Source organism: Shewanella abyssi (assembly GCF_023284025.1).
GTDB lineage: Bacteria > Pseudomonadota > Gammaproteobacteria > Enterobacterales > Shewanellaceae > Shewanella > Shewanella abyssi.
Genome location: NZ_JAKIKR010000017.1, coordinates 18,197 through 40,861 on the forward strand (window position 1 = coordinate 18,197; position 22,665 = coordinate 40,861).

11 protein-coding genes are annotated in these 22,665 nt (G+C 45.1%); 10 read left to right on the forward strand and 1 reads right to left on the reverse strand.

All coding sequences use genetic code 11. The annotated features are described in order from the left end of the window. Nucleotides 1–13 precede the first annotated feature (13 nt). From L2755_RS09510 to L2755_RS09555, 10 genes are all read left to right on the forward strand, one after another. Nucleotides 14–2,134: an MtrB/PioB family decaheme-associated outer membrane protein gene (locus L2755_RS09510; RefSeq protein ID WP_248980451.1), complete on the forward strand. Its 2,121-nt coding sequence runs from the start codon at nt 14–16 to the stop codon at nt 2,132–2,134. Between the two features lie 33 nt (nt 2,135–2,167). Beyond that, nucleotides 2,168–4,093, forward strand: a complete 1,926-nt coding sequence (locus L2755_RS09515; RefSeq protein ID WP_248980452.1) for an OmcA/MtrC family decaheme c-type cytochrome — start codon at nt 2,168–2,170, stop codon at nt 4,091–4,093. Between the two features lie 73 nt (nt 4,094–4,166). After that, nucleotides 4,167–6,323 carry an OmcA/MtrC family decaheme c-type cytochrome gene (locus L2755_RS09520; RefSeq protein ID WP_248980453.1) on the forward strand — a complete coding sequence of 719 codons (2,157 nt, stop codon included), beginning with the start codon at nt 4,167–4,169 and terminating at the stop codon, nt 6,321–6,323. Between the two features lie 513 nt (nt 6,324–6,836). Continuing rightward, on the forward strand, nt 6,837–9,122 hold the full coding sequence (locus L2755_RS09525; protein WP_248980454.1) for a multiheme c-type cytochrome: 2,286 nt from the start codon (nt 6,837–6,839) through the stop codon (nt 9,120–9,122). Between the two features lie 470 nt (nt 9,123–9,592). Further along, a complete protein-coding gene (locus L2755_RS09530) occupies nt 9,593–11,824 on the forward strand; it encodes an OmcA/MtrC family decaheme c-type cytochrome (RefSeq protein ID WP_248980455.1) in 2,232 nt (743 codons plus the stop codon). A gap of 344 nt (nt 11,825–12,168) precedes the next feature. Further along, a complete protein-coding gene (locus tag L2755_RS09535) occupies nt 12,169–14,226 on the forward strand; it encodes an OmcA/MtrC family decaheme c-type cytochrome (RefSeq protein WP_346348088.1) in 2,058 nt (685 codons plus the stop codon). Between the two features lie 104 nt (nt 14,227–14,330). Then, nucleotides 14,331–15,320, forward strand: a complete 990-nt coding sequence (locus L2755_RS09540; RefSeq protein ID WP_248980457.1) for a DmsE family decaheme c-type cytochrome — start codon at nt 14,331–14,333, stop codon at nt 15,318–15,320. A 13-nt stretch (nt 15,321–15,333) separates the two neighbouring features. Beyond that, nucleotides 15,334–17,448 carry an MtrB/PioB family decaheme-associated outer membrane protein gene (locus L2755_RS09545; protein ID WP_248980458.1) on the forward strand — a complete coding sequence of 705 codons (2,115 nt, stop codon included), beginning with the start codon at nt 15,334–15,336 and terminating at the stop codon, nt 17,446–17,448. Between the two features lie 322 nt (nt 17,449–17,770). After that, a complete protein-coding gene (locus L2755_RS09550) occupies nt 17,771–18,355 on the forward strand; it encodes a hypothetical protein (RefSeq protein WP_248980459.1) in 585 nt (194 codons plus the stop codon). 26 nt (nt 18,356–18,381) lie between these two features. Then, nucleotides 18,382–18,993, forward strand: a complete 612-nt coding sequence (locus tag L2755_RS09555; RefSeq protein WP_248980460.1) for a uracil-DNA glycosylase family protein — start codon at nt 18,382–18,384, stop codon at nt 18,991–18,993. Nucleotides 18,994–19,157: 164 nt separating this feature from the next. Here L2755_RS09555 and L2755_RS09560 read toward each other — a convergent pair whose 3' ends face one another. Further along, nucleotides 19,158–21,995: a TonB-dependent receptor plug domain-containing protein gene (locus L2755_RS09560; RefSeq protein WP_248980461.1), complete on the reverse strand. Its 2,838-nt coding sequence runs from the start codon at nt 21,993–21,995 to the stop codon at nt 19,158–19,160. Between the last annotated feature and the right edge of the window lie 670 nt (nt 21,996–22,665).

The following is a 22,665-nucleotide window of genomic DNA, read 5'->3' on the forward strand; positions in this document are numbered from 1 at the left end:
AGGAGTGGCAACCATGAAAAGTTTACAGTTCAAGATTAACAAGCCTTTGCAACTTTCTCTCATTGCATTAGCGATTGGCGTCTCTATCACTCCGGCGATGGCGGATGGGTACGGAGTACAAAGCGCAAATCGTGATAATGCAAAAACCGACAAGTGGCAATGCAAACGTTGCGTTACATCGTCAGGCTTTAGTGGCAGTGTTGGTGTCGGCGCAGCTTATAATGATGCAAGTGATATTCATTTTGGCAACACCTCGGGGACTGACACCGACGGTGCAGTCGGTCATGTTGAGGCTGATGTTAACTACCAATCAAAAACGGGTTATCAAACCCATATAGAAGCTGACAAATTGGGTTATGACACCGGTAGCGCAAAAATTGAAACCGGCCGCCCCGGACAGTACAACATTGCCCTTGGCTATCGGGGACTGGCGAATTACCAGACCAATGCAGCGTTAAGTCCCTATCGCAATAGTGGCGATCAACTCATTGTGCCCGATAGTTGGCAAGCTGGGGCTACCACGGGACAAATGCCGACGTTGAGTGATGATGTCACTAAAACCGAGCTCAAAACTCAGCGCGATAGGTTTCTATTAGAAGCCGACTATAAAGGTGGGTTTTATAAAGCCGATATCACTTATCAGCATGAAGAGCGTCAGGGTAAGCGTAGCTTTTCCGGCAATTTATTAACCAATAGTGCCATGTTGGCGCAGCCTATCGATGACACTACCGATGAGTTGGCAGCAAAAATCTACTTTAATGGCAAAGGCTGGCTTGTTGGCATTGATTCATCCTTTAGCCAATATACAAATGACCATCAAGCTGTTAGCTGGAACTCAGCATTCACCCCCACTTTTGGTGCTGCCTATGACGGACAAAGTGCAGCCTCTCCTGACAATAAGGCCTATCGGGTTGGCGCCAACGCACAGCTCAACGGTAATGGTCATCAAATATTAATGAACCTAAGCGTTGCCAGCTTTACTCAAGACCAAGCTTTTCTACCGGCGACGATTAATGGCCCTTCGCCTGCACTGCCCGCCAGTAATCTCGATGGACAAGTTGATACAACCGACATGAAGTTAAAGTACTCAGGGCGACTTGCACGTGGACTGAGTGTTCGCGCGCGTTACGACTATTCTGATAGAGACAATAAAACCGCGTTAAACCCTTACCCACAAGTGATCACCGATAGCTATTATGCTGGCACCGCAGTCAATGCTGAATACGACCGAACCAAACAATTAGCCGATATTGCTGCCAAATACCGATTTAGTCGTAGTGTCTATATTGACGGTGGATATCGCTACGATCATAACGACTACAGTGACTTAGATAGAGATTCATTGCAGCAAAATAGCCTCTATGCAAAACTCAATTATACTATTTCACCCGCGTGGTCAGCTTGGATAAAGGCGACAGCAAGTGATAGAACTGGCAGCGATTATAATGCCGTTACCACCACATCGAGCCCCAGTAATCCCTACTTAAGAAAGTCCTACCTTGCCGATAGAGAGCGCCAAGAATATAAGTTAAATGTGGCCTACAGCGGCTCAACGGCTTTTTCTGCCAGCGCTAATGTTCATGCCAGCTTCGATGACTACGATGATACCCAAATTGGCTTAACCAGTGTAGATATTCAAGGTTATGACATCTCCGCCAACTATATGTTCAATGAAAACCTCAATGTTAATGCCTACCTCAACCAAGACTGGCGTGACAGCGAGCAAGCCGGCAGTACTAACTTTGACCTACCCAATTGGTACGCAAACACCGATGAACAATCAACACTGGTTGGCGCAGGCTTAGACTATCAAAATCTATTCGATAGCAAACTCAACTTAGGTTTAGATTACGCCTACTCTGATGGCCAAAGTGATACCGACGTTATTCAAGGACTCACCTCGCCCTATGGCAATTACTTTGCCGAAAAACACAACGTCAATGCCTTTGCTAAGTATCAATTAGCAGAAAAAATGGCATTACGCTTCGATTGGATCTTTGAAAACTACAAAGATTCCGACTGGCTTAACCAAGGATTAGCCGTTGACTCCATTCCTAACGTGCTGACTTTTGGCGATCTAAGCCACGATTATAACGCTCACTATTTTGGCCTGACATTTAGCTATCAAATGTAGTTTTGTCATTAAAAAGATTTCAAGGAAAGAAAAATGAAACTGATCACCCAATCAAGACTTCATAAAAGTATTCCTCTAGGTCTCATGGCCATATTAGCGGGTTGCGGCGGCGATGATGGATCCCTTGGCAACCCCGGAGAACCCGGTGGGCCGCCAGCAACAGCAATAACTGAGCTGAACATTGCAGTCAACGAGGTTGCTTTTGACGCTGGAGTTGCGACGATTAATTATCGCATTACTAATGAGCAAGATGAGCCTGTTGTCGGCATTCCGTCAGCCACTTATATTGCCGCCCAGTTGTTACCTATGGGCTATACCAATGCGGGCAATGCTAGCCAATGGCAATATTTCACCTCAGAATCTTGCTCTGACGTATGTAAAGGTGAGCTTGTCGACCATAAGAATGGCCAATATAGCTACACCTTTAGCGGCGCTTTTGATGGCATGAATGATATTGGCTTTATGTCGGGTGCGACCCAACGTGTCGTCATCAAAGTGGGCGGCGATGCTTTACCTGATGGTACGGTGTTACCTATTACCAACCAGCATCATGACTGGCAAGATAAAGGTAGCGAGCCGGTTTATAGCCGTAATCTCATCAAAATGGACACCTGTAACAGCTGTCACAATGACTTGGCTTTTCATGGTCCTGCTGATCTCGAGCAGTACAATGAAATTGAAACCTGCGTAACTTGCCACAATACCGGTAAATTCAGTGACCCAGACATTTTTTTTGCGCCAATGGTGCACGGCAAGCATTTAACCGGTTTCCCGGGATCATTGGCAGACTGTCAAACGTGTCACGCTGCAGATGAAGCATTAACCGAGAACATGAACTGGGCTCGCGTCCCCACAATGGAGGCCTGTGGTAGTTGCCATACCAATATTGACTTCCCAGCGGGTCAAGGCCACCCAACTCAGCAAGACAATAGTAACTGTGTCGCCTGCCATAATTCAGATTGGACCTTGAGTGCCCATAGCCAAGGTGATACTGATACCATTCTTGGTCAGTTTAATGTAGAGATTGTCAGTGCTATGCTTAACGGCACTACGGTTGAATTGACGGTAAGACTTTCTAATCCTGCGACTAATGAGGTTTACAGCGAAAGTGCTGACGAACTTAACTTTGTTAATGACCTGCGTATATATGCCAATTGGGGAGTCAGTGTCGATTATACGACTCAAAGCGCCCGTTCAATCAAGCTACAAGACACAACGCCAATCTCTGGTAGTGACGGGCTATTTACTTACCAAATCAGCGGACTGACAGTCCCAAGTGAACTAGCCGCAGATAAAGGTACGCTAGCGATTCAAGGCAAGCTGTGCAGCAATGATGACATGCTGGCTGATTGTGCCGACACCGATAACACCACCAATCTTAAATCCAGCCATCAGTTCTTTAGTGCAACAGCGCTTAGTGATACTGGACGCCGAGTCGTGGTCACTAACGAAATCTGCGGCAGCTGCCACGGCGATCAACAGCTGAACTACCACGGTTCACGTAATGACCTTGAGGGACAGTGCCAAGTTTGTCACAACCGCAATATGCAAGCAGAGGCAAGTGCTGACAATCCAGCAGCATCAACGGCAGATTACAAGCACCTCGCCCATACGCTGCATGCGGGCTCACGTGAAAGCTACCCAGATATTAACTACCCAGGCAATATCGGCAACTGCGCGCAATGCCACACAGAAGATGCAGCAGGCGTGCTTACGGCCGCATTACCGCTCAACAGTGCAGTGCAGCCGTTAGCATTTGATGATGGAAGTTTTACCAGCCCAACATCAGCCATTTGTAGCGCTTGCCATACCAGTGACACGTCTAAAAGTCATATGACCCAACAAGGTGGCGTTTTCAATGGCACCGAAGCGGATGCAACATCAGGCACAGAAAGCTGCGCTACTTGCCATGGCCAAGGAGCCTCGGTCGATGTATTAGCGGTTCACCCAATAAAATAATAATCATAAGCCCTACGATAAAAGTCGTTGGGCTTAAATCCTTTAGTGATGAGAAATAATGGAACACAAAATTATGGATATCAAAACTAGAAGCTCAAGACTCAGTTTGATTGCTCTCGCAAGCGCCACCTTGTTGTTTGGCTGCAGTGACGGTAATGATGGTGAAGATGGAAAAGACGGTGAAGTTGGTTTTTCGATTGCTCAAGCCAATGATCTCAAAGCGTCCATCTCATCGGCCTCCGTGACAGAAGGTGTGGTTGCGGTAGAGTTCTCACTAGAAAATGCCAATGGCGTAGCAATAACTGATTTAGACACTTATCAAGCTGTAGACTGGATCGGTATGGGTGTGGCTAAATTATTACCAACCGAAGGTAAAGGTTATAAAACACCTCAATGGGTCAACTACATTAATAGTGCCGTTGACCCCGTTGCAGCCAACGTTCCACCTGGGTATGAGGACAAGGCAGGCACACAATTCCAACCAGGGCTTGAATCTAGCTGTGCACAGGCGTGTATAGAGAACCTGAGCAGCGGCATGTACCGCTACACCTTTGAGCTTAACTTAAGTGAAATACCTGAACTTGAAGGGCTCGATCTCACATTTGATGACAGCCTAACGCACCGCATCACCATGGAACTAAGAGCTGATGGCAGTGCAGATAAACTGGTTAATGCACATTTCGACTTTTTGCCCTCTTCAGGTGAAATGGTCGCGGCAGACGCGACTCGCACGGTAGAGTTCCTCGAGCAATCATGTTTGCGCTGTCATAGCGACGATTATAACCATCCTTGGGCGCCAAAACTGTTATTCCACGGTGGCAAACGTTTCGATATCGCCAATTGCCAAATGTGTCACACCAGCTATGCCGGCGATCCTGAAACAGGTTCGCCAATCGATATGGGCTATATGGTGCATAAGATCCATAAAAGCGAATACTTTATGGTGGGCTTTGGTGGCAGCATTCACGATTATTCTGAAGTGACCTTCCCAGCCGATATGTATGATTGTCGTGCTTGTCACCAAGAGGGCGAAACGAGCCCCGCCGACGCGTTTAACTTTAAACATCATCGTGCATTAGCTTGTGGTTCGTGTCACTCAGACTCAACCGATGCGGCGCAAATTAAAACAGATATGCACGACAAGTATATCGACACCACAGATTGCAGCACCTGTCACGCAGAAAAAGGCGAGCAAGGAGCGGCGCACCATATGACTGATGCTGTAGCGAAAGATAATGCTAAAGATAGCTACTCAGCGAGCCTAGTGCCCGGATCTGTTTCAATTGCGACAGACATGATTACTTTTGATGTGCAATTTACTGACACTTCATTAAGTACTCCTGTGATGAGTCCTGACGCAGATGAACGTATCTCATTAAGCGCTATCTATTTTGGCTTTGGTAATGATATTGATTTTGGCTCAGGAACACAAAAAGTGACTCTTACTGCACTAACACCAGCAGCGGTGAGTGACGGTATTTATCGATACACAAGCGCAACCACGATAATGGCCGATACAAGCCAAGCGGCGACTGGCGTCATTTCAACCAAAATGTGTGTCGACCGAGATAGCCTGATGGGAGTTGCTTGTGGTACCGGCAGCGATGAGTCTAACAATCCAGCGGTGATCACCGGTGAGCTTGTCCCATTCAACCTAAATGGCGATGACAGCGTAATGGCGAGAAGGCTTGTAGTGAGTAACGAAACCTGTGCCAATTGTCATGACGAAAAGTTCATCGGTAAATTTGGCATCGATTTCAAACACGGAGGCAGTTACAGTAATTTTGAAGGTGAATGTCAGATGTGTCACAACCCGACTCGTTCTGGGGCAGACTCTAAATCGATTCAAGACCATATTGACTTTAAAATTCGTATCCATGCGCATCATGCTAATAAGCGTTCAACTCAAGATCCAATCACCTTCCCAGAGCATTATGGTAACTGCGCTGTCTGCCATGATAAAGGCCAGCTAAAAATGGATGGACTCGGTGCCATGGTAGCAACACCATCTACGGATGCAGTATTAGGCATGGTTGAATTTTCTCCCATTGCGTCAACTTGCATAAGTTGTCATGGGGCGACTGACTCATTAGTCGCGCATATACGCGCCAATGGCGGTGCAGCAAACGATACTCGTGGCACTTATGTACCGGGAAGTGAATCTTGCGCAACCTGTCACGCAGAAGGTAAAACGAATGGAGTGGACTCAGTTCACCCCGTAGAGTGGTAAAAACTAAGAACTTCACTTAATAAAGCGGCGTACATACGCCGCTTTTTATCTCTTTGAAGTCAGTCAGAATAAAAATAAAATCAGCTCTATTTTGGGCTTGTCCTCACACCCTCCGCAATACGCAACCCATACGCAACACCTTGCGCACACAAAGATCACAAACCACCAAAAACTTGTTAGGTTATTGTATTGCTGTTTATCAACGCTGGCACAATAATTATGATCTAAATCAATTAAAATGATGATAATACCGCCAACTTTAAGCCTACTTTAAGAATAGACCCTCTTAACTTAATTCAATCTTAACCCCCAAATGTAAACCACATTAAATTACTGTTTTTTAAACGTTTTAACAACTAACGGGCTGCATAAGTCATTACGAAGACTCGCGTCACATTTGCCATATGTATTTTATTGCTAACTACCTCTTTTGGGTAAGATCCTGTTGAGGAAGCCCCTCACGCTTAAGAGGTAAAAAACCTCACAGCAGATAAAACCTATGCAGGGAATAAAATGATGATAAATCGATATAAATTAGCAACCGCTGTTAAATCAGCAATCGGCATTGGAGCACTATCTTTGGCGCTTGTTGGTTGTGGCAGCGACGGTAAAGATGGTGAAGATGGCAATAATGGCGAAATAGCAGTACACATTAACGATGTAACCGCAGTTAAAACCCAAGTAGAGCTCGCCAGCTATGATGAAACCAATGCGACCCTAACAATCGAATTCAATTTCACTAACTTGAACGGCGTTACCGTAACAGGGTTAGAAGATCTAACCGATCCACTGCGCGTTAGTTTTGGCCGTATGGGGACGCGAGCTGAAGCGTTTTTACCTTACGATGTTACCGATTCAGACGGTAATAGTGTCACTGTAGATTCTCGTGGCGATGGTGAGCGTGAAATTTGGTTGTCATACCGCAATAAATCAAAAGATGATTTAGTCACTGGCACCGACAACTGGCGCCCGAACCGTAATTGCCCAGACGAACAACAATGTCTTGAGTATCTTGGTGGTGGTAAGTACCGCATTACCGCCCCAGATATTGTTGATACTAAAAGCCTAGACTACGGTTATGACGCCACACAAGTCCAAGGCATTTACTTGATGACTTATGGCGCTGGCGCGAACAAAGTTAAAAATGTTGAAGCTTATTACTGGGAACCTGCTACTGAGCGCCCAGTCAGCTCTCCTAAATCAGTATTAGAGAGCCAAACATGTACCAGCTGTCATGTTGGTCAAGATCATATCCGTCATGGCAATTATGGCAACACCGCCGATGGTTGTCTTTTTTGCCACACTGACTACACCCAATATGCTGGGACTGGCAGTGATGAAGAGGGTAATGAAGTCAACTTTACCGTCGATGGTTCAATTAAAGGACTTGTTCACGCCATTCATACTGGCGCAACTGAAGCAGAGCGCCGCGATGTTGCTAAGTTTGAAACGGTCATTGGAAATTCAGCTAAAAACCCTGTTTTTGGCTATAAATATGACCGAGCAGCTCAAGTTGATGAGGAAGGTAATCCACTAAAACCTGTTAACTATCCAGCTGCTACTGCCAGTTGTGAAAGCTGTCACGTGCAATACACCGAAACTGAAGAGACATTGCCAGAAGGTGTGACAGTTCACGCGCTGGATTGGTTTAAAGATATGGACGCTGATAGTTGTCAATCTTGTCATGGTGACTACCACTATGGCGGCCGTACCACAACTGACGACACGGGTGTTTCATATGTAGGTTGTGTTGATTGTCATACATCAAACGATGGTAACACTCGCGGCGGTGCCTTCCGTCACTTTGCCGGCCACGACAAAGATAGCCGTGAATCTGCAATTGAAGCGGGTAAGCTCATTGAAACGAGTTACAGTAATATAGTGTGGAATTCTGATGCTGCAGAGTTGAGCTTCACTGTAAACTTGATAATGGGTGAACAAGAGGTCACAAGTGCCCATGTACCTAGAGTGTCTATTTATGCCAACGCAATCGATGCTTCAGCAGCAGATGCTTACCTTGCTTCACGTCCAAGTGTTGCTGTCACACCTAATGCTGATGGCAGCTTTAATGTTGTCGTTGATGCAACAGGAACAAGCTATACACTACCCGCCTTAGCAGATGCCATTGAGAACGGTGCAGATCTTGCCTTGTCAGCGAGTTTTAGCGCTTGTTTCAAGAACAAAGAGTCAACACTGGTTGAGCTTGATTCAGAAGGTAGCTGTTCTGGTATCTTAAGTGCAAATGCCGCTAAAACAGCGTTTTTGAAGCTTGATGGTTCTGCTGGCGCAGAGCGTGCTAGCGCGGTCAACTATGAAAATTGTGCCAGTTGCCACAACAATGACATGGTCGTTCGTAAAGGCGCTCCGCACTACCGTAATGCTGACCTGCATACCTGTGCACAGTGTCATGAAGCCGGTGATTACAACGCCATGATCGTCCGTGTTCATGGCACTTTTGGTAAAGCACATGGTCGTGAAGATGTGCAGTCTTTAGTTGATACTAAAACCTGTACAGCTTGTCATGATGATGGCAATTACAGCTTAGAAAATGCGCGCTCAACGCCAATGCGTTGGAACCGTAAAGACCAAACTTTCTCTAGCCCGCAAGCGGGTGTATGTGCTTCATGTCATGTGTCTAACAGCTACGATATCGGTGGCGGCAAAGATTCAGCTCAATCACATATCGAAAACATGGGTGGCGTCGTAGCAGATACATTTGAAAATGCTCAAATGGCCAACGAGACATGTCTTACTTGCCATAGCGCAGAAAAGATCGCAGAGAAGCACATGCCTAACTAAATCAAGCCAGCTAAAGCCGAGCAAAACGAACCAAAAGTGGTAGAAGGCAATGTAAATATAAAAGGATGAGGAACTCGCTTTCTCATCCTTTTATATTAAACAAGCCAATAATGAGGAAATACAGAAAACTAACTTAAGCCAATTCTAAATTACCTACTTTATGACAATGACTTAAGTCTGTTACGGCATACCGCAACAAGTCAACAATACATCAACATTTGAGCGTTTTTGGTCGGTTCATTCTTAATCGATAATTAAAATAGTCCTAAAAGCACCCTTTTCTCTATACCCCTAAAGAAATAGTCAGACCTTAATCACATAAAGCGGCTAAAACAACTGCTAAAAATCTCCCGCTTCGTTAGCCTTAGAGGTGGAAATAAAATTCCGCACACTAATTGTGGGTTAATGAGATTGCTTCTCAATTTACATCTCTTTTAGTGATGATTAAAAAACTATTGCAGGGACAAAAAATGATGAAATTTTTCAATTTAAGCGCGACTTCAAAAGCGCTACTAGCAGCAGGCGTGCTTTCACTAGCCGTTTCTGGTTGTGGTGGCGATGATGGTAAAAATGGCGAAGATGGTAAGCCTGGTGTTGTTGGTGTTAGCATCGACGCAGCAAAAAGTGTAAATGCTGTCTTCACTAATGCAACTGTAGAAGCTGGTGTCGTAACAGTAGACTTCAAACTTCAAAATGACAACGGTGTCGCTGTTCTTGACTTAACCAAAGACCACGACCTACGTTTTGGTATTGCTCAATTAGCTCAAGAAACTCGTATTTTTGGCGAAAGTGATGAAGCTGTTGAATTTGATCGTGGTTTTCAATGGCAAGCATATATAAATGCAGAAAAAACACCTAACCCGGATTGGGTTCCTGAAGGTGAGTCAGATATCACCCCTTCAAACCAATTCCAAGCAAACGTAGAAGCAGCATCTAGCTGTGAAACTTGCTTCGTTGATAATGGCGATGGCAGTTACACATATAGCTTCCAACAAAATATTGCTGATGTAACCACACCAATCGCTGTTGCTTACAATGCTGAAAACACGCAACGTGCAACGGTAGAATTAAAGCTATCAGGCTTTGCAGCCAATGCCCACTTCGACTGGCAGCCATCAACAGGCATGACTGATGGGATTCAAACTCGTAATGTTGTTTCAATTGAAACCTGTTACACCTGCCATCAGCCTGAAAGTTTAGAACTTCATGGCGGTCGTCGTATTGATTTAGAAAACTGTGCATCTTGCCATACAGCAACTTCAGGTGACCCTGAAAGCGGCAACAGTGTCGACTTTACTTATATGATCCATGCTATTCATAAAGGTAACGCACGTACAACTTATGCTCCTGACGCTCCAGAAGCCGATGATAATGGCAATATCCCTGCGCCATATAAAGTGATTGGTTACGGTGGTGGCGTTCACGATTATGGCAAAGTAATGTTCCCTCAGGGACCAGCTGCTGACTGTACTTCTTGTCATGTGACTGGCGACAATGCACCAGCTAATGCAGACTTGTTCCTGGCAAATCAAAGCAATACTGCTTGTATCGCTTGTCATACTACAATGCCAAAAGCGTATCACGACCCAAGTAATGAAAACTGTATGTCATGCCATATCGAAGAGGGCTATGCACGTAGTGCTAAAGAAGCTCATGGCGATATCATGAAAGCCTACAATGAAACCCAAGAGATGAGTGTAAAGTTCTCTGATATTGGTGTTGATACTGATGGTAAATTCACAACCACGGTTCAAGTATTAGGTACTGATGGTCAGGCATTATCCGCTGAATTTGTAGATACAGGTTCTCGCATTGTTATGGCGTGGGATAGTGATAAAGACTTCCCATCATATACTGATGCGTCATATAGCAAACGCCGTATGAAACTAAGTGAAGGCACTTATGATGCTGCAGCAAATACTTGGGTAATGACCTTTACAGGTTTCAATCTACCTAATGACGCTAACGGTAAAACTTTCGAACTTTGGTCTGCGCTTAAAATCTGTTACAACAACGGTGGCTATGGCCGTCCTGTTGTTGAGATGACAGATTGTACAACTGAAGGTGTTCGCAAGGTTGAAGTTAAAGATGCACCTTTCCATTTTGTTTGGAAAAACTCATCAGCAGATCTTGAAACAACAGTAGAAATGCGCCGTGATATTATCGATGCAACTAAGTGTCAGGGCTGTCACAACCAAGAGATCTACCATTATGACAATGGTGTTAATTGCCAAACTTGTCACACCTCTGATAAATCTGTTAAAGAGTCAGTAAGAAATTCTGGTGAATATGACAAACCTACCAGCTTTGCTTATAAAGCTCACCATGCAGATGGTCACTACCTTAAGTATGCAGGTCTTGGTTCTCAAACAGTTATGAAGACAGACTGCTTGACTTGCCACACTGCTGAAGACAGCAAAAATGATATTGAAAATGGTATCACGTTAGGTCGTTCTCCAGAGCGTGTATGGAACTACCCAAATCTGGATACTAAAGATAAAGCCGGTATTTGGGTTTCTTCAGATGCAGGGACGTGCTTAAGCTGTCACCAGAAGTATCTAAGTGAAGCTGGTAATTCTCATATCGAAACAAACGGTGGTATCTTGGATGGTACAGATTCCGCAGATGTTCTTAGTAGAGCAAAAGAAGCTTGTGCTACTTGCCACTCTCCAGAGCAAATTATGGAACTACACGGTCACTAATACAGTCATCATGTAACTAAAAAGGGAGGCTTAGCCTCCCTTTTTTAATGAGAGTTATTCTCAACTAATAAAGACTAACTTTGTTACATATTTCGTCTATTTAGGCCTCTTTTTTTGATCTGTATTCATGTTTATCAGCCCTCGCTAATACCTCTTTAGAAATAGAAAGATCCGCGTCACACATTAGCACCTGCTATGCTGATTTTCGCCCTGCATTACGTTAGCCTTTCGTTGGGGAATCTTATTTCCAGCATTGACTTAAGCGGCAATTAAAAAATTACAGTCGGTCTACTTAATCGGGCCACACGTTTAAGACAGTGCCAAACCTATGCAGGGAAAAAATGATGAACGTAAAAAAATCTAAAATTGCGCTGCTCTTGGCAGCAAGCGCCGTATCAATGGCCCTAACCGGCTGTGGTGGCGACGATGGTACTGACGGAAATCCTGGCAACCCAGGTGGACCGGCTGCAGATTACATCAACACGCTAAACCTAAAAGTAACAGATGTGACATATGACAACGGTCAACCAACCGTTAACGTATTCGCCACTAACGAAGAAGACCTACCTATCATTGGTCTACAAGATCTCACTCTAACTGCTGCCCAGTTAGCGCCTCAAGGTGCTACGGGTGCAGGTAACAGCGCACAGTGGACACGTACCGCAAGGCTCAAAGGCGCTGATAAATATACCGATAATAAAGATGGTTCATATACCTTCACTTTCGAATTAGATGAATACAACGCTGATATGACCCAGCGTTTTAATGTACACGCTGGCGGTGCTGATTCGACACTTGCCGATGGCACAACCTCAGTCCCTCGCCGTGAAATCGTTGCCGACTTTGATGGCCAAGGTTTTGAGGCTAAATACACCAAGAACATCGTGTCTCACGAAACCTGTACAAATTGTCATGCAGAAGGTGAGCCCCTCACTACGCGTCACAGTGATTATTACACTCTAGAGACTTGTGCCACTTGTCACACCTCTAAGTATGGTGAATCTCAGTGGAACCACCTCATCCACAATATTCATAACACTGCGAAGACATTCGAAGATAAGTACGATAAAGAATATACCGGCGAGGCTGCTGAGCACCTAATTCAAAATAACTGTAAGTCTTGCCACGTTGAGCCAGAAGCTGACAGCGGTGAGCTAACAGAGTGGGGCAACTGGTCACGTATTCCGACCATGGAAACCTGTACTAGTTGTCACGTAGACATCGATTTTGTCGCAGGTCAAGGTCACTCTCAACAGGCTGACAACTCAAACTGTGTTGCTTGTCATAATGCCAGCTGGACTGAAGAGCTACACACTGGCAGCTTCGGTGCCACCAAAGCATTGATTGACACTTACGGCATGAATACTACTTTAGCCGTTAATGCTGATCTGACTGCAACCGTCACGGTAGCAATCGTTGATGCAAATGGCGAAGCGGTTAATGCATCTACTTTAGTACCTCAAATCCAGCGCGTTGAAGCGACCACTACCGTTGGTCCAAACAATGTGCAAGGCGGTTATTACGGTCACGATAGCCTAAACCTAGTGTTAAACGGTGAGCTTAACGAAGCAGCGACAATTACCGAAGAAGGTAATATTAGCTACACAACTCAAGTACTAGCCTTCCCCGCTGATGTTGCTGCGGGTGCCGATGCTGATACAGCGTTCACCTTTACAGGTTTAGCACTTTGTTCTGAAAGTGGTGAGTTTGTTAACTGTGACACTGTTGCTGTAGATGAGAACTTCGAAAAAAATGACGACGGTGAAATTACTGGTCTAAAAGCTGATTTCTACACAGGTATGAAAGCAGACCTTGCTTTCGCGACATTGTCTGGTGAAGCCGCTAGCATGCGTCATGTTGACTCAGTTAACTTCAGCGCATGTACTACATGTCATAGCGCCGAGTTCCAAGTGCACAAAGGCACACATCACCCAGGTTTCGTTATGTCTGAGCAGCTATCCCATAGCACTGACGCTAACGACCAACCCATTGTTGGTGTAGATGCTTGTGTGGCTTGTCATACGCCAGACGGCACATATGCGGGTGGCACAAACAAAGGTGCACTAGAGATGAAACTCCACGTGGTTCATGGAGCACAACAAGTCATCAATGACTGTACTCAGTGCCACACTGGTCTTAATCTTGAAGCCTTTAAAGTGAAAAGTGCGTTTGCAACTAAAGTAGTGGACGCTTACACACCAAGTCAGAAGAGCTTATACACAACACCTATTGCAGCAACGTGTACGTCTTGTCACACCGCAGAAAGCACAATGACCCATGCAGCTGGTCAAGGTGCTCTCTTCAATGTTGATAAAGATGTTGCTAATGACGCCGCGCAACTAGAAACGTGTTTCTACTGCCACGCGCCAACACCTGCGGATCACACTGCGGTTAAGATGTAATTTGCGTAATTCTTTTCAATGACTTAAGTCATTAAGAGTGTTGAAAAAAGGGGGAGTCCTCTCCCCCGCTTTCACAAAATTTGTGCAAATTTAGGAAATCGATTATGAAGATCACCAACAAACTAAAAACCTTACTTCCAGCGCTATTAGCATCGGCAGTACTTTCACTTGGCTTTGCTAACACAGCAATCGCGTCAAAGTGGGATGCATCGATGAGCCCTGATGAAGTAGAAGCAACACTAGACAAGAAATTTGCCGAAGGTAAATACTCGCCTAAAGGCGCCGACTCTTGCCTTATGTGTCACAAGAAATCTGAAAAAGTAATGGCCATCTTTAACGGTGTTCATGGTTCTGTCGACTCAAGCAAGAGCCCAATGGCTGGCCTTCAATGCGAAGCCTGTCATGGCCCTATGGGTAAACATAACCGTGGCGGCAAAGAGCCGATGATCGCTTTTGGTCCAGACTCTACCTTAGTTGCTGAAAAGCAAAACAGTGTTTGTATGAGTTGTCACAAAGATGACAAGCGTATGGATTGGAATGGTGGACACCATGACAATGCAGATATTGCTTGTGCCTCTTGTCACTCAATTCATGCCGCCAAAGATCCAGTGTTATCAAAAAATACTGAGTTGGAAGTGTGTACTAGCTGTCATACCAAGCAAAAAGCTGACATGAACAAACGCTCAAGCCACCCAATGAAATGGGCACAAATGGTCTGTAGCGATTGCCATAACCCACACGGAACAATGAGCGATTCAGATCTTGTTAAGCCTAGCGTTAACGATACCTGTTACTCATGCCACGCAGAGAAACGTGGCCCAAAATTGTGGGAGCATGCACCCGTCACTGAGAATTGTGTTTCTTGTCACAACCCTCACGGCAGCGTAAATGAAAGCATGCTAAAAACTCGTGCTCCGCAACTATGTCAACAATGTCATGCAAGCGATGGCCATGCGAGCAATGCTTACATGGGCAATACCGGACAAGGTTCAAGTGTCGGCGACAATGCCTTTACCGGCGGTCGTAGCTGTCTAAACTGTCATAACCAGATCCATGGTTCAAACCATCCATCTGGCAAGCTGTTCCAGCGCTAACGGAGACGAGAAGATGAAATTCAAATTAAATTTGGTCACGCTCGCCCTGCTTGCAAGTGCCGGTGCCATTGCACCAGGCGCCGCGCTAGCTGACGGTTACGGCGTACAAAATGCGAATACCGACAAAGTTAAGTTCGAAAAATGGGCTTGTAAGCGCTGTACTGTAGAAACAGGTTACAGCGGCAGCATCGGCGTGGGTGTTGGTTACAACGACAGCGACGATATTCATTCAGCAAATGCGTTTGCCGCTGAAGATGAGTTTGCAGCTAAAATTGATGCCGACCTTAAATACTCAGGTAAAAGCGGTTATCAAGCCTCTATCGAAGCTGACAATTTAGGCATGGAAAATAGCCGAGCTGATATCAATGTCGGCAAAGCAGGTCAATACAATCTAAACCTAAATTATCGCCAAATTGCGACTTATAAAACTGATAGTGCCATGAGCCCTTACCAGGGAGTAGGCAGTGATAACCTGACTCTCGCTAGTGACTGGGTTCATGCTGGTAGCACGACAGACATGACCAACTTAAACTCAAGCCTTAATCCGCTTGAGCTATCGCTAAAGCGTAAAAGAGCTGGATTAGGTCTTGATTACTCGTTTAACAATCAGCAAGGTGAGTCTTTATGGAGCACCTACATCAATTACATGCGTGAAGATAAGACTGGTGTTAAGCAAGCCTCCGGCAGCTTCTCTAACCAGTCGATGATGATTGCTGAACCTGTTGATTACACAACCGATACCCTTGAAGCTGGTATTCGTATTGGCGGTGATAATTGGTTTACAGCGCTAAATTATAACGGCTCAATCTTTAAGAATGAGTACAGCGAACTGTCTTATGATAATGCCTTTAGCCCAACGTTTGGCGCACAAACAACGGGTTATATGTCGCTTGATCCAGATAACGAAGCACACACAGTGTCGTTAATGGGCCAATATGTGGCAGGTAAAACCATCATGAATGGCCGTGTTCATTATGGTCAAATGACACAAGACCAAGACTACAGCACCTCAGGCTATGGCTATCAAATGCCAGCTGAGTCGCTCGATGGCAAAGTTGAAACCACAGGCGTGACTCTTAAAGTTGTGTCACGTATTAATCGTCAGCTGCGTTTAAAAGCCAGCTACGATTATAACGACCGTGACAACAAAACCAACATTGAAGAGTGGACGCAGATCAGCATCGACTCAACAACAGGTCAAGCGGCTTACAACACGCCTTACGATATCACCACCAATAAAGCTAAGTTAGCTGCAGACTATCGTCTGGCACGTGGCCATAGACTTGAAGGTGGCTTTGATTACCGTAAAGACGAGCGTAGCTACCAAGACCGCGAAACCACCGAAGAAAGCACTGTATGGGCTAAGTACCGAGTCAGCGCATTTGATAAGTGGGATATGTGGGTTAAAGGGAGTTATGGCGACCGTGATGGTTCTGAGTATCAAGCATCAGAGTGGACTTCAAGTGAGTCAAACGACTTGCTACGTAAGTACAATCTAGCCGATAGAAAGCGTACTCAAGTTGAAGCCCGTGTTACACATAGCCCAACTGATGCGCTTACCATCGACTTTGGTGCGCGTTACGCACTTGACGATTACAGCGACACACAGATTGGTCTAACTGAATCGAAAGATTTAAGTTACGATGCAAGTGTCAGCTATTTACTGACTGAAGACATGACATTGACAGCGTTTTACAACCGTCAAAACATCGATTCAGATCAAGCGGGTAGCACCAACTTTTCAACGCCTAACTGGTTTGGCGTTGTTGAAGATCAAGTCGATGTGGTTGGCGCAGGTTATAGCTACAACAATCTAATGGAAAAGAAACTGCGTTTAGGTGTTGATTACACTTATTCAGATTCGAGTAGTACCACCCAAGTTACCCAAGGTGTCACGGGTGATTACGGCGATTACTATGCCAAAGTCCATAACGTTAATGTTTACGCTTTATACCGTGCAACAGACAAAATGGATGTCCGTATAGACTACAAGATGGAAAACTACAAAGATAACGACGCTGGCAATGATATTGCTCCAGACGGGATCTGGAACGTATTAAGTTTTGGCAGCAACAGCCACGACTATAATGCGCACCTCATCATGCTTAGCATGAGCTACCGTCTATAGTCATGGTTTGACTAGGTTATAGAATGGCTTAAGCAGGCAAATCTATAACCTACTCATGGTGGCTTTACATTGCAGAGAATGAGCTAAAAATTAGATAAAACAAGGCTTAGCGTCATTTAATACTAAAAACCCGCGACTGCGGGTTTTTTAATTTCAATAGCCAAACCCTCAGGTTTTCAGTCATTCTCGATAACGCGACACTTTATTTTTAAGACTCAGATCTAAATCCTACTATTTAGTCCGTTTTCATGTTGCAGTTAGGCTCACTTTAGGCGATTGTACCCTTATATTCTCAATGACTAATCCTGCCAATGGATCTTTAATGAATCGTACTCAAAATCGCTTCAAAGCAACGTTATGCCTGTTATTTTCCAGTGTTCTCGCGCCAATGCCTGCTTTCGCGTTTCAATCCGACACCACCAATATATTGATGCTGGCAATCTCCCTTGGCGGCTTCTGCTTTTTTAACCTGCTATTGACTGGCCTGTTCTATTTCACCGGTAAATACCAAAGCAAACGTTTTGCTAAAATACATACGCTGATATCCCTTATACCTGCGCTATTGACGTTTATAATGGCGATGATTTACATCGAAGGCGTCGGCGCTATTTCACTCAACATTGGCGTCATTATCGTCAGTATTGCATTGAGCTTGCTGCCAATACAGTTGAGCCATAGTGCTAAAGCTCCGACCGAGAATACGCCATTAATTCTCGCACAAGTCGCATTACTGTTTATGGTCGTTGGCTATTACACAGCACCACTGACAATATTTGCCATTGCCATCGCCCATGTGGCAGCCTCAGGTCGCAGCTCGCTTGGTGTCAAACTGCTTAGCTACGCTACACTCATCACAGGTTATAGCTACTTAGGATATTGGGCATATCAAATTACGCTACACAGTTAACTGAGCGTTATTGAGTTGCTCCTCTTATGCGAATAAACGCCAATCTTAACAATTTGCTTGGTCAAGTTAAGCAATGTCAGCTTTGTGCCAAGCATTTACCGTTTGCGCCAAAGCCCATTGTGCAACTGGCCAGTAATGCCAAAATTCTGATTGCAGGCCAAGCGCCTGGGCAAAAGACTCATCATCAAGGCCGTCCTTTCGATGATGCTAGCGGTCAAAGGTTGAGAGAGTGGCTAGGTGTGACTGATGATGAATTTTATGATCCAGAGTTGTTCGCGATTCTGCCGATGGGATTTTGCTTTCCAGGCAGTTACGCAGCAACTGATAAGAAAAGTGGCGACAAGCCGCCTCGCCCCGAGTGCGCGGCTAAATGGCGACAGGAGATTCTTAACCAATTAAACCAAGTAGAATTAACCTTACTCGTCGGTAAATACGCGATAGAGTGGCATTTACAGCAGAAATTGACCGTGACTCAGGCCATCGAAAATTGGCAAACATTGTGGCCACACACCTTAGTGATGCCTCACCCGAGCCCGAGAAATAATATTTGGCTTAAGCGCAACCCGCTATTTGAGCAGCAGATCATTCCCAAATTACAACAGCGCGTAACAGCGATAATCACTGCCGTGCAGCTCTAAGGAATTAACTTTGATTGCAACGTTGGTAGAAGCTCCCAGTATAAAAAAACCTCAAGCCGAGTATCAGCTTGAGGGGGTAAGGAAAAGAATGGCAAGGGAAATTAAACCAATCAGTCCATTAAAAAGAGTGACGAAAAACACGCCACTCTATTGTTTATAACGAGTTAAAACTGAATATTAATTCCTGCGTTATAACCGCGACCACGGATCGGGTAAGTCGTACTACCCGTACTGGCGCCTACAGTTCCTATCCAATCTTGATCAAACACGTTAGTGACCCCCACATAAGCCCGAACAGAGTCGGTGAAGTCGTATGCTAGGCGTGTGTTATGAAGGATTGAAGATGGCATAATAGGGTTATCATGAGTCTCCTGTGTTGCAGTACGGCTATACTTTGTACTTGAAACATAGTTGACTTGCCATGTCGCCTTAAAACCTTCATTTGCATAGCTGGTAATGAATGAGGATTTCCACTCAGGGACACCTCTCACACCGACATAATTATGGGCCTCTGAATCGTTAGCGTCCTTGAAGCTACTGTGGATAGCGTAAGTACCATATAGCGTTAAGTCGATATTGGCACCACCATCGAGATCCCAATCATAATTGACTTGAAAGTCGATACCTTTACGTTTCATGTTAGCGTTGTTTACATAAGTGTCGTTAACGTAGCTAATGTTACCATCGGCTTTGCGCGTCACTTGACTACAGAATGGATTATTGATCGTCGTTGAATCAACACAACGCTTTACCGTTGTACTGGCACCGACCCTAGTAATCACATCTTCAATTTCAATATCAAAGTAATCTAGCGACACGACTAAGTTATCAAGCATTGAAGAGGTGTAAACCACACCCGCTGTGAGTGTATGGGCAATTTCAGGGGTTAAGTCTTCGTTGCCTTTTGTAGAGCCAGCTACCTCTCCAGTGATCCGCATTTCAGATTCAAAGTCAGCAGGTACACCTAACGCTTGGCAGTTTGCAGCGCGAAGTGCTGGATCATCGCCATGCTGGATCTGATCCACATCACATGGGTCATCAAATTTGAACTTAACTTTCGACTCTGGAGCAAATAGCTCAGTCAATTGTGGAGCTCTAACCGCTTTGGCATAGACACTGCGTACACGAACTTCATCATTGATCGCCCAGTTCACGCCAAATTTCCAACTATCGTTAGTGCCTGAGTGCGAGTAATTGGCCATGCGAAGTGCCGCTTCAATGTCAACCGACTCGGCAAAGGCAACGTCAGCAATAACGGGGATGTTAACCTCAACATAACCTTCTATAATGTCACGGTCGACATCTTGCGGCGCGATGGTGTTGCCGCGATTTAGCCCTGATAGCTTTACATCTGAAGGTTCAACTTTAAAGCCCTCTTGCCTAAACTCTGCACCAAAGCCAACTTGTAGTGGTCCAGCGGGTAACTCAAATACCGTACCATTAACATTGGCTGAGGCTGTGTGCTGGAAACTGCTGGTAGTGTCGGTAAATGGGTCTAGACGCACGTAATCTTGCAGCTCGTCCGATAGCGGCATGAAAGGGTTAAACTCTGGGCAACTATTTGTCTCTTCACATACGCCTACGGTCTCGTATCTATAAAGACGTGTGGTATCAATGTTATTGAAAGAAGTTGAATCCTTATTCGTTGTCCCACTAGAGACGTATGCATCCCAATACCAGTCGTCAGAAATGTCACCTTCAAGGGTTAATGAGGCTGAAAGGTACTCACGCTCATTCTCTTTGATCCGGTCACCAATCTGTTGGAATGTGTATGGGACTTTAATCCAACTACTGCCATCATTATGCTCTGCGACCACATCCAATACTTCTTGAGGCACGGTGAAAGGTGCATTGGCTGTATCTACCCAAGTAGAATACATAAATTCTGGGTCAATGCGTTGTTTAGCCGTAACCTTGCTATATTGCACGTTACCAGAGAGGCGTAAGCTGTTGTCAAAGTCGTAGCTAGCGCTTACATAAGCGCTATATTTTTCATCAGGCACCACAAATTGTACCGGACCGACACTCGAGTACATGTAGGGGTTGGTCACTTTCGATTGTCGATAGTAGCCGTATAACTCTTCATCTGTTGCGGACAAGTAACCCGGTGCTAAGCTACCATCATCCTCTCGACCAAACTGATAGTAGCTATAGTCACTATCTGGTAACCAAATTGTCGGTCTGTCTACAGGAATGTTGTAATCGACCCAGCCGATGTTGTTCAGGGTGATGAGATTAGGGATGCCTTCCTTATTAGCTTTTGGATCGAGCTTATTGGTGTAATACCCCGTCTCAGAGCGTGAGCCTGGGCGATCTGAATAACGGATCTCACTCTCTTTTGAATAATCGAAACTGGCTACAACGTTGCCTTTACTATCATCAAAAGACAGGCCTGTAGTTAATGTTACACCGGTTTGTTCACCATCTCCCTGTTCGGTCGTTGAACCATAAACATTGAGCTCTACACCTTCATAATCCTTTTTAAGGATGATGTTCACTACCCCTGCGACCGCATCGGAGCCATAGACCGCGGATGCGCCACCGGTTAAGATCTCAACTCGGTCAACAAGCGTCGCCGGAATGTTGTTTAGATCAGTAACAAGTAAGTTACTAGAGTTCAGTGTTTGGGTTGGGCGGTGACCATCAAGCAATACCAGAGTACGAATCGCACCTAAGTCTCTTAACTCAACTGTACTTAAGCCTGCGTTCGCAGGATTATAGGCATTTGTAGATGCTTCAATCCCTTGAAATTGTGGCAAAGTGGCTAGCATTTCATTTAAGTTCATGCTGCCGGTAATGGCGAGTTCTTCAGCCGTAACCACAGTAACGGGTGCAGTCGTGTCAGCGCCAGCTCTTGCTAAACGTGAGCCGGTGACAACGATTCTTTCGTATTCCCCATCATTAGCGCCATCATCTACACGTATCTCTTCCGCAACCGCATTTTGCGCCAAAAAACCAGACATAATTGCCACAAATAATGGCTTTAACTTCACTGTTTTCATAATCTTTCCTTCAAGAATAAAATACTCTTTTCTTATTGTTAGAACCAAGTTACTGCAAGTACAGGCGGAGCAATCATTCAGTCTTATCACGCTGAGTCATGGCTCCCCTCACTTGGCAGACATCAATTTTATACATTATAAAAACCCCTTAGCAAATCGATAACAAATAGGTGACACTCGTGTGAAGCCACAAGAAAAAACCTGCCAAGATACTGTATACAAAAAGGAATTTGTTATTTACAAGCGATTGAATAAAGGTGGATATGATGAATGTTGAGTGAGATGATTGAGAGAAATGACAAATAAAGATTAAAGATTACTGCTGTCGTCTACATACCTGCTAGTTCGCTGGCCATCACTAGCCTCAACAGCGCATGACACAACAATGGAGCAGCTGCGGAGTAACATCAGTAGCAATGGCACTACGGGGTTACTATTGGGGAAATAGCTGTTTTACCGACGATGTTAACTCCCACTTAAAATGCCGAGGAAGGGACTCGGCAAGTGGTTATCTGCAAACCCGTAGTGAGTCCTATTGAACTGAAATTACTCATGGCCCTGAGTGGTGTTCGCCCATGGTGGCGATGAATTAGCAAAATGGGCTGTTCCCACAATTAGAAGTAACAAATTAGTTGCGCGGCAGATGTGATTGGCAAGCAAAAAGCCAGTA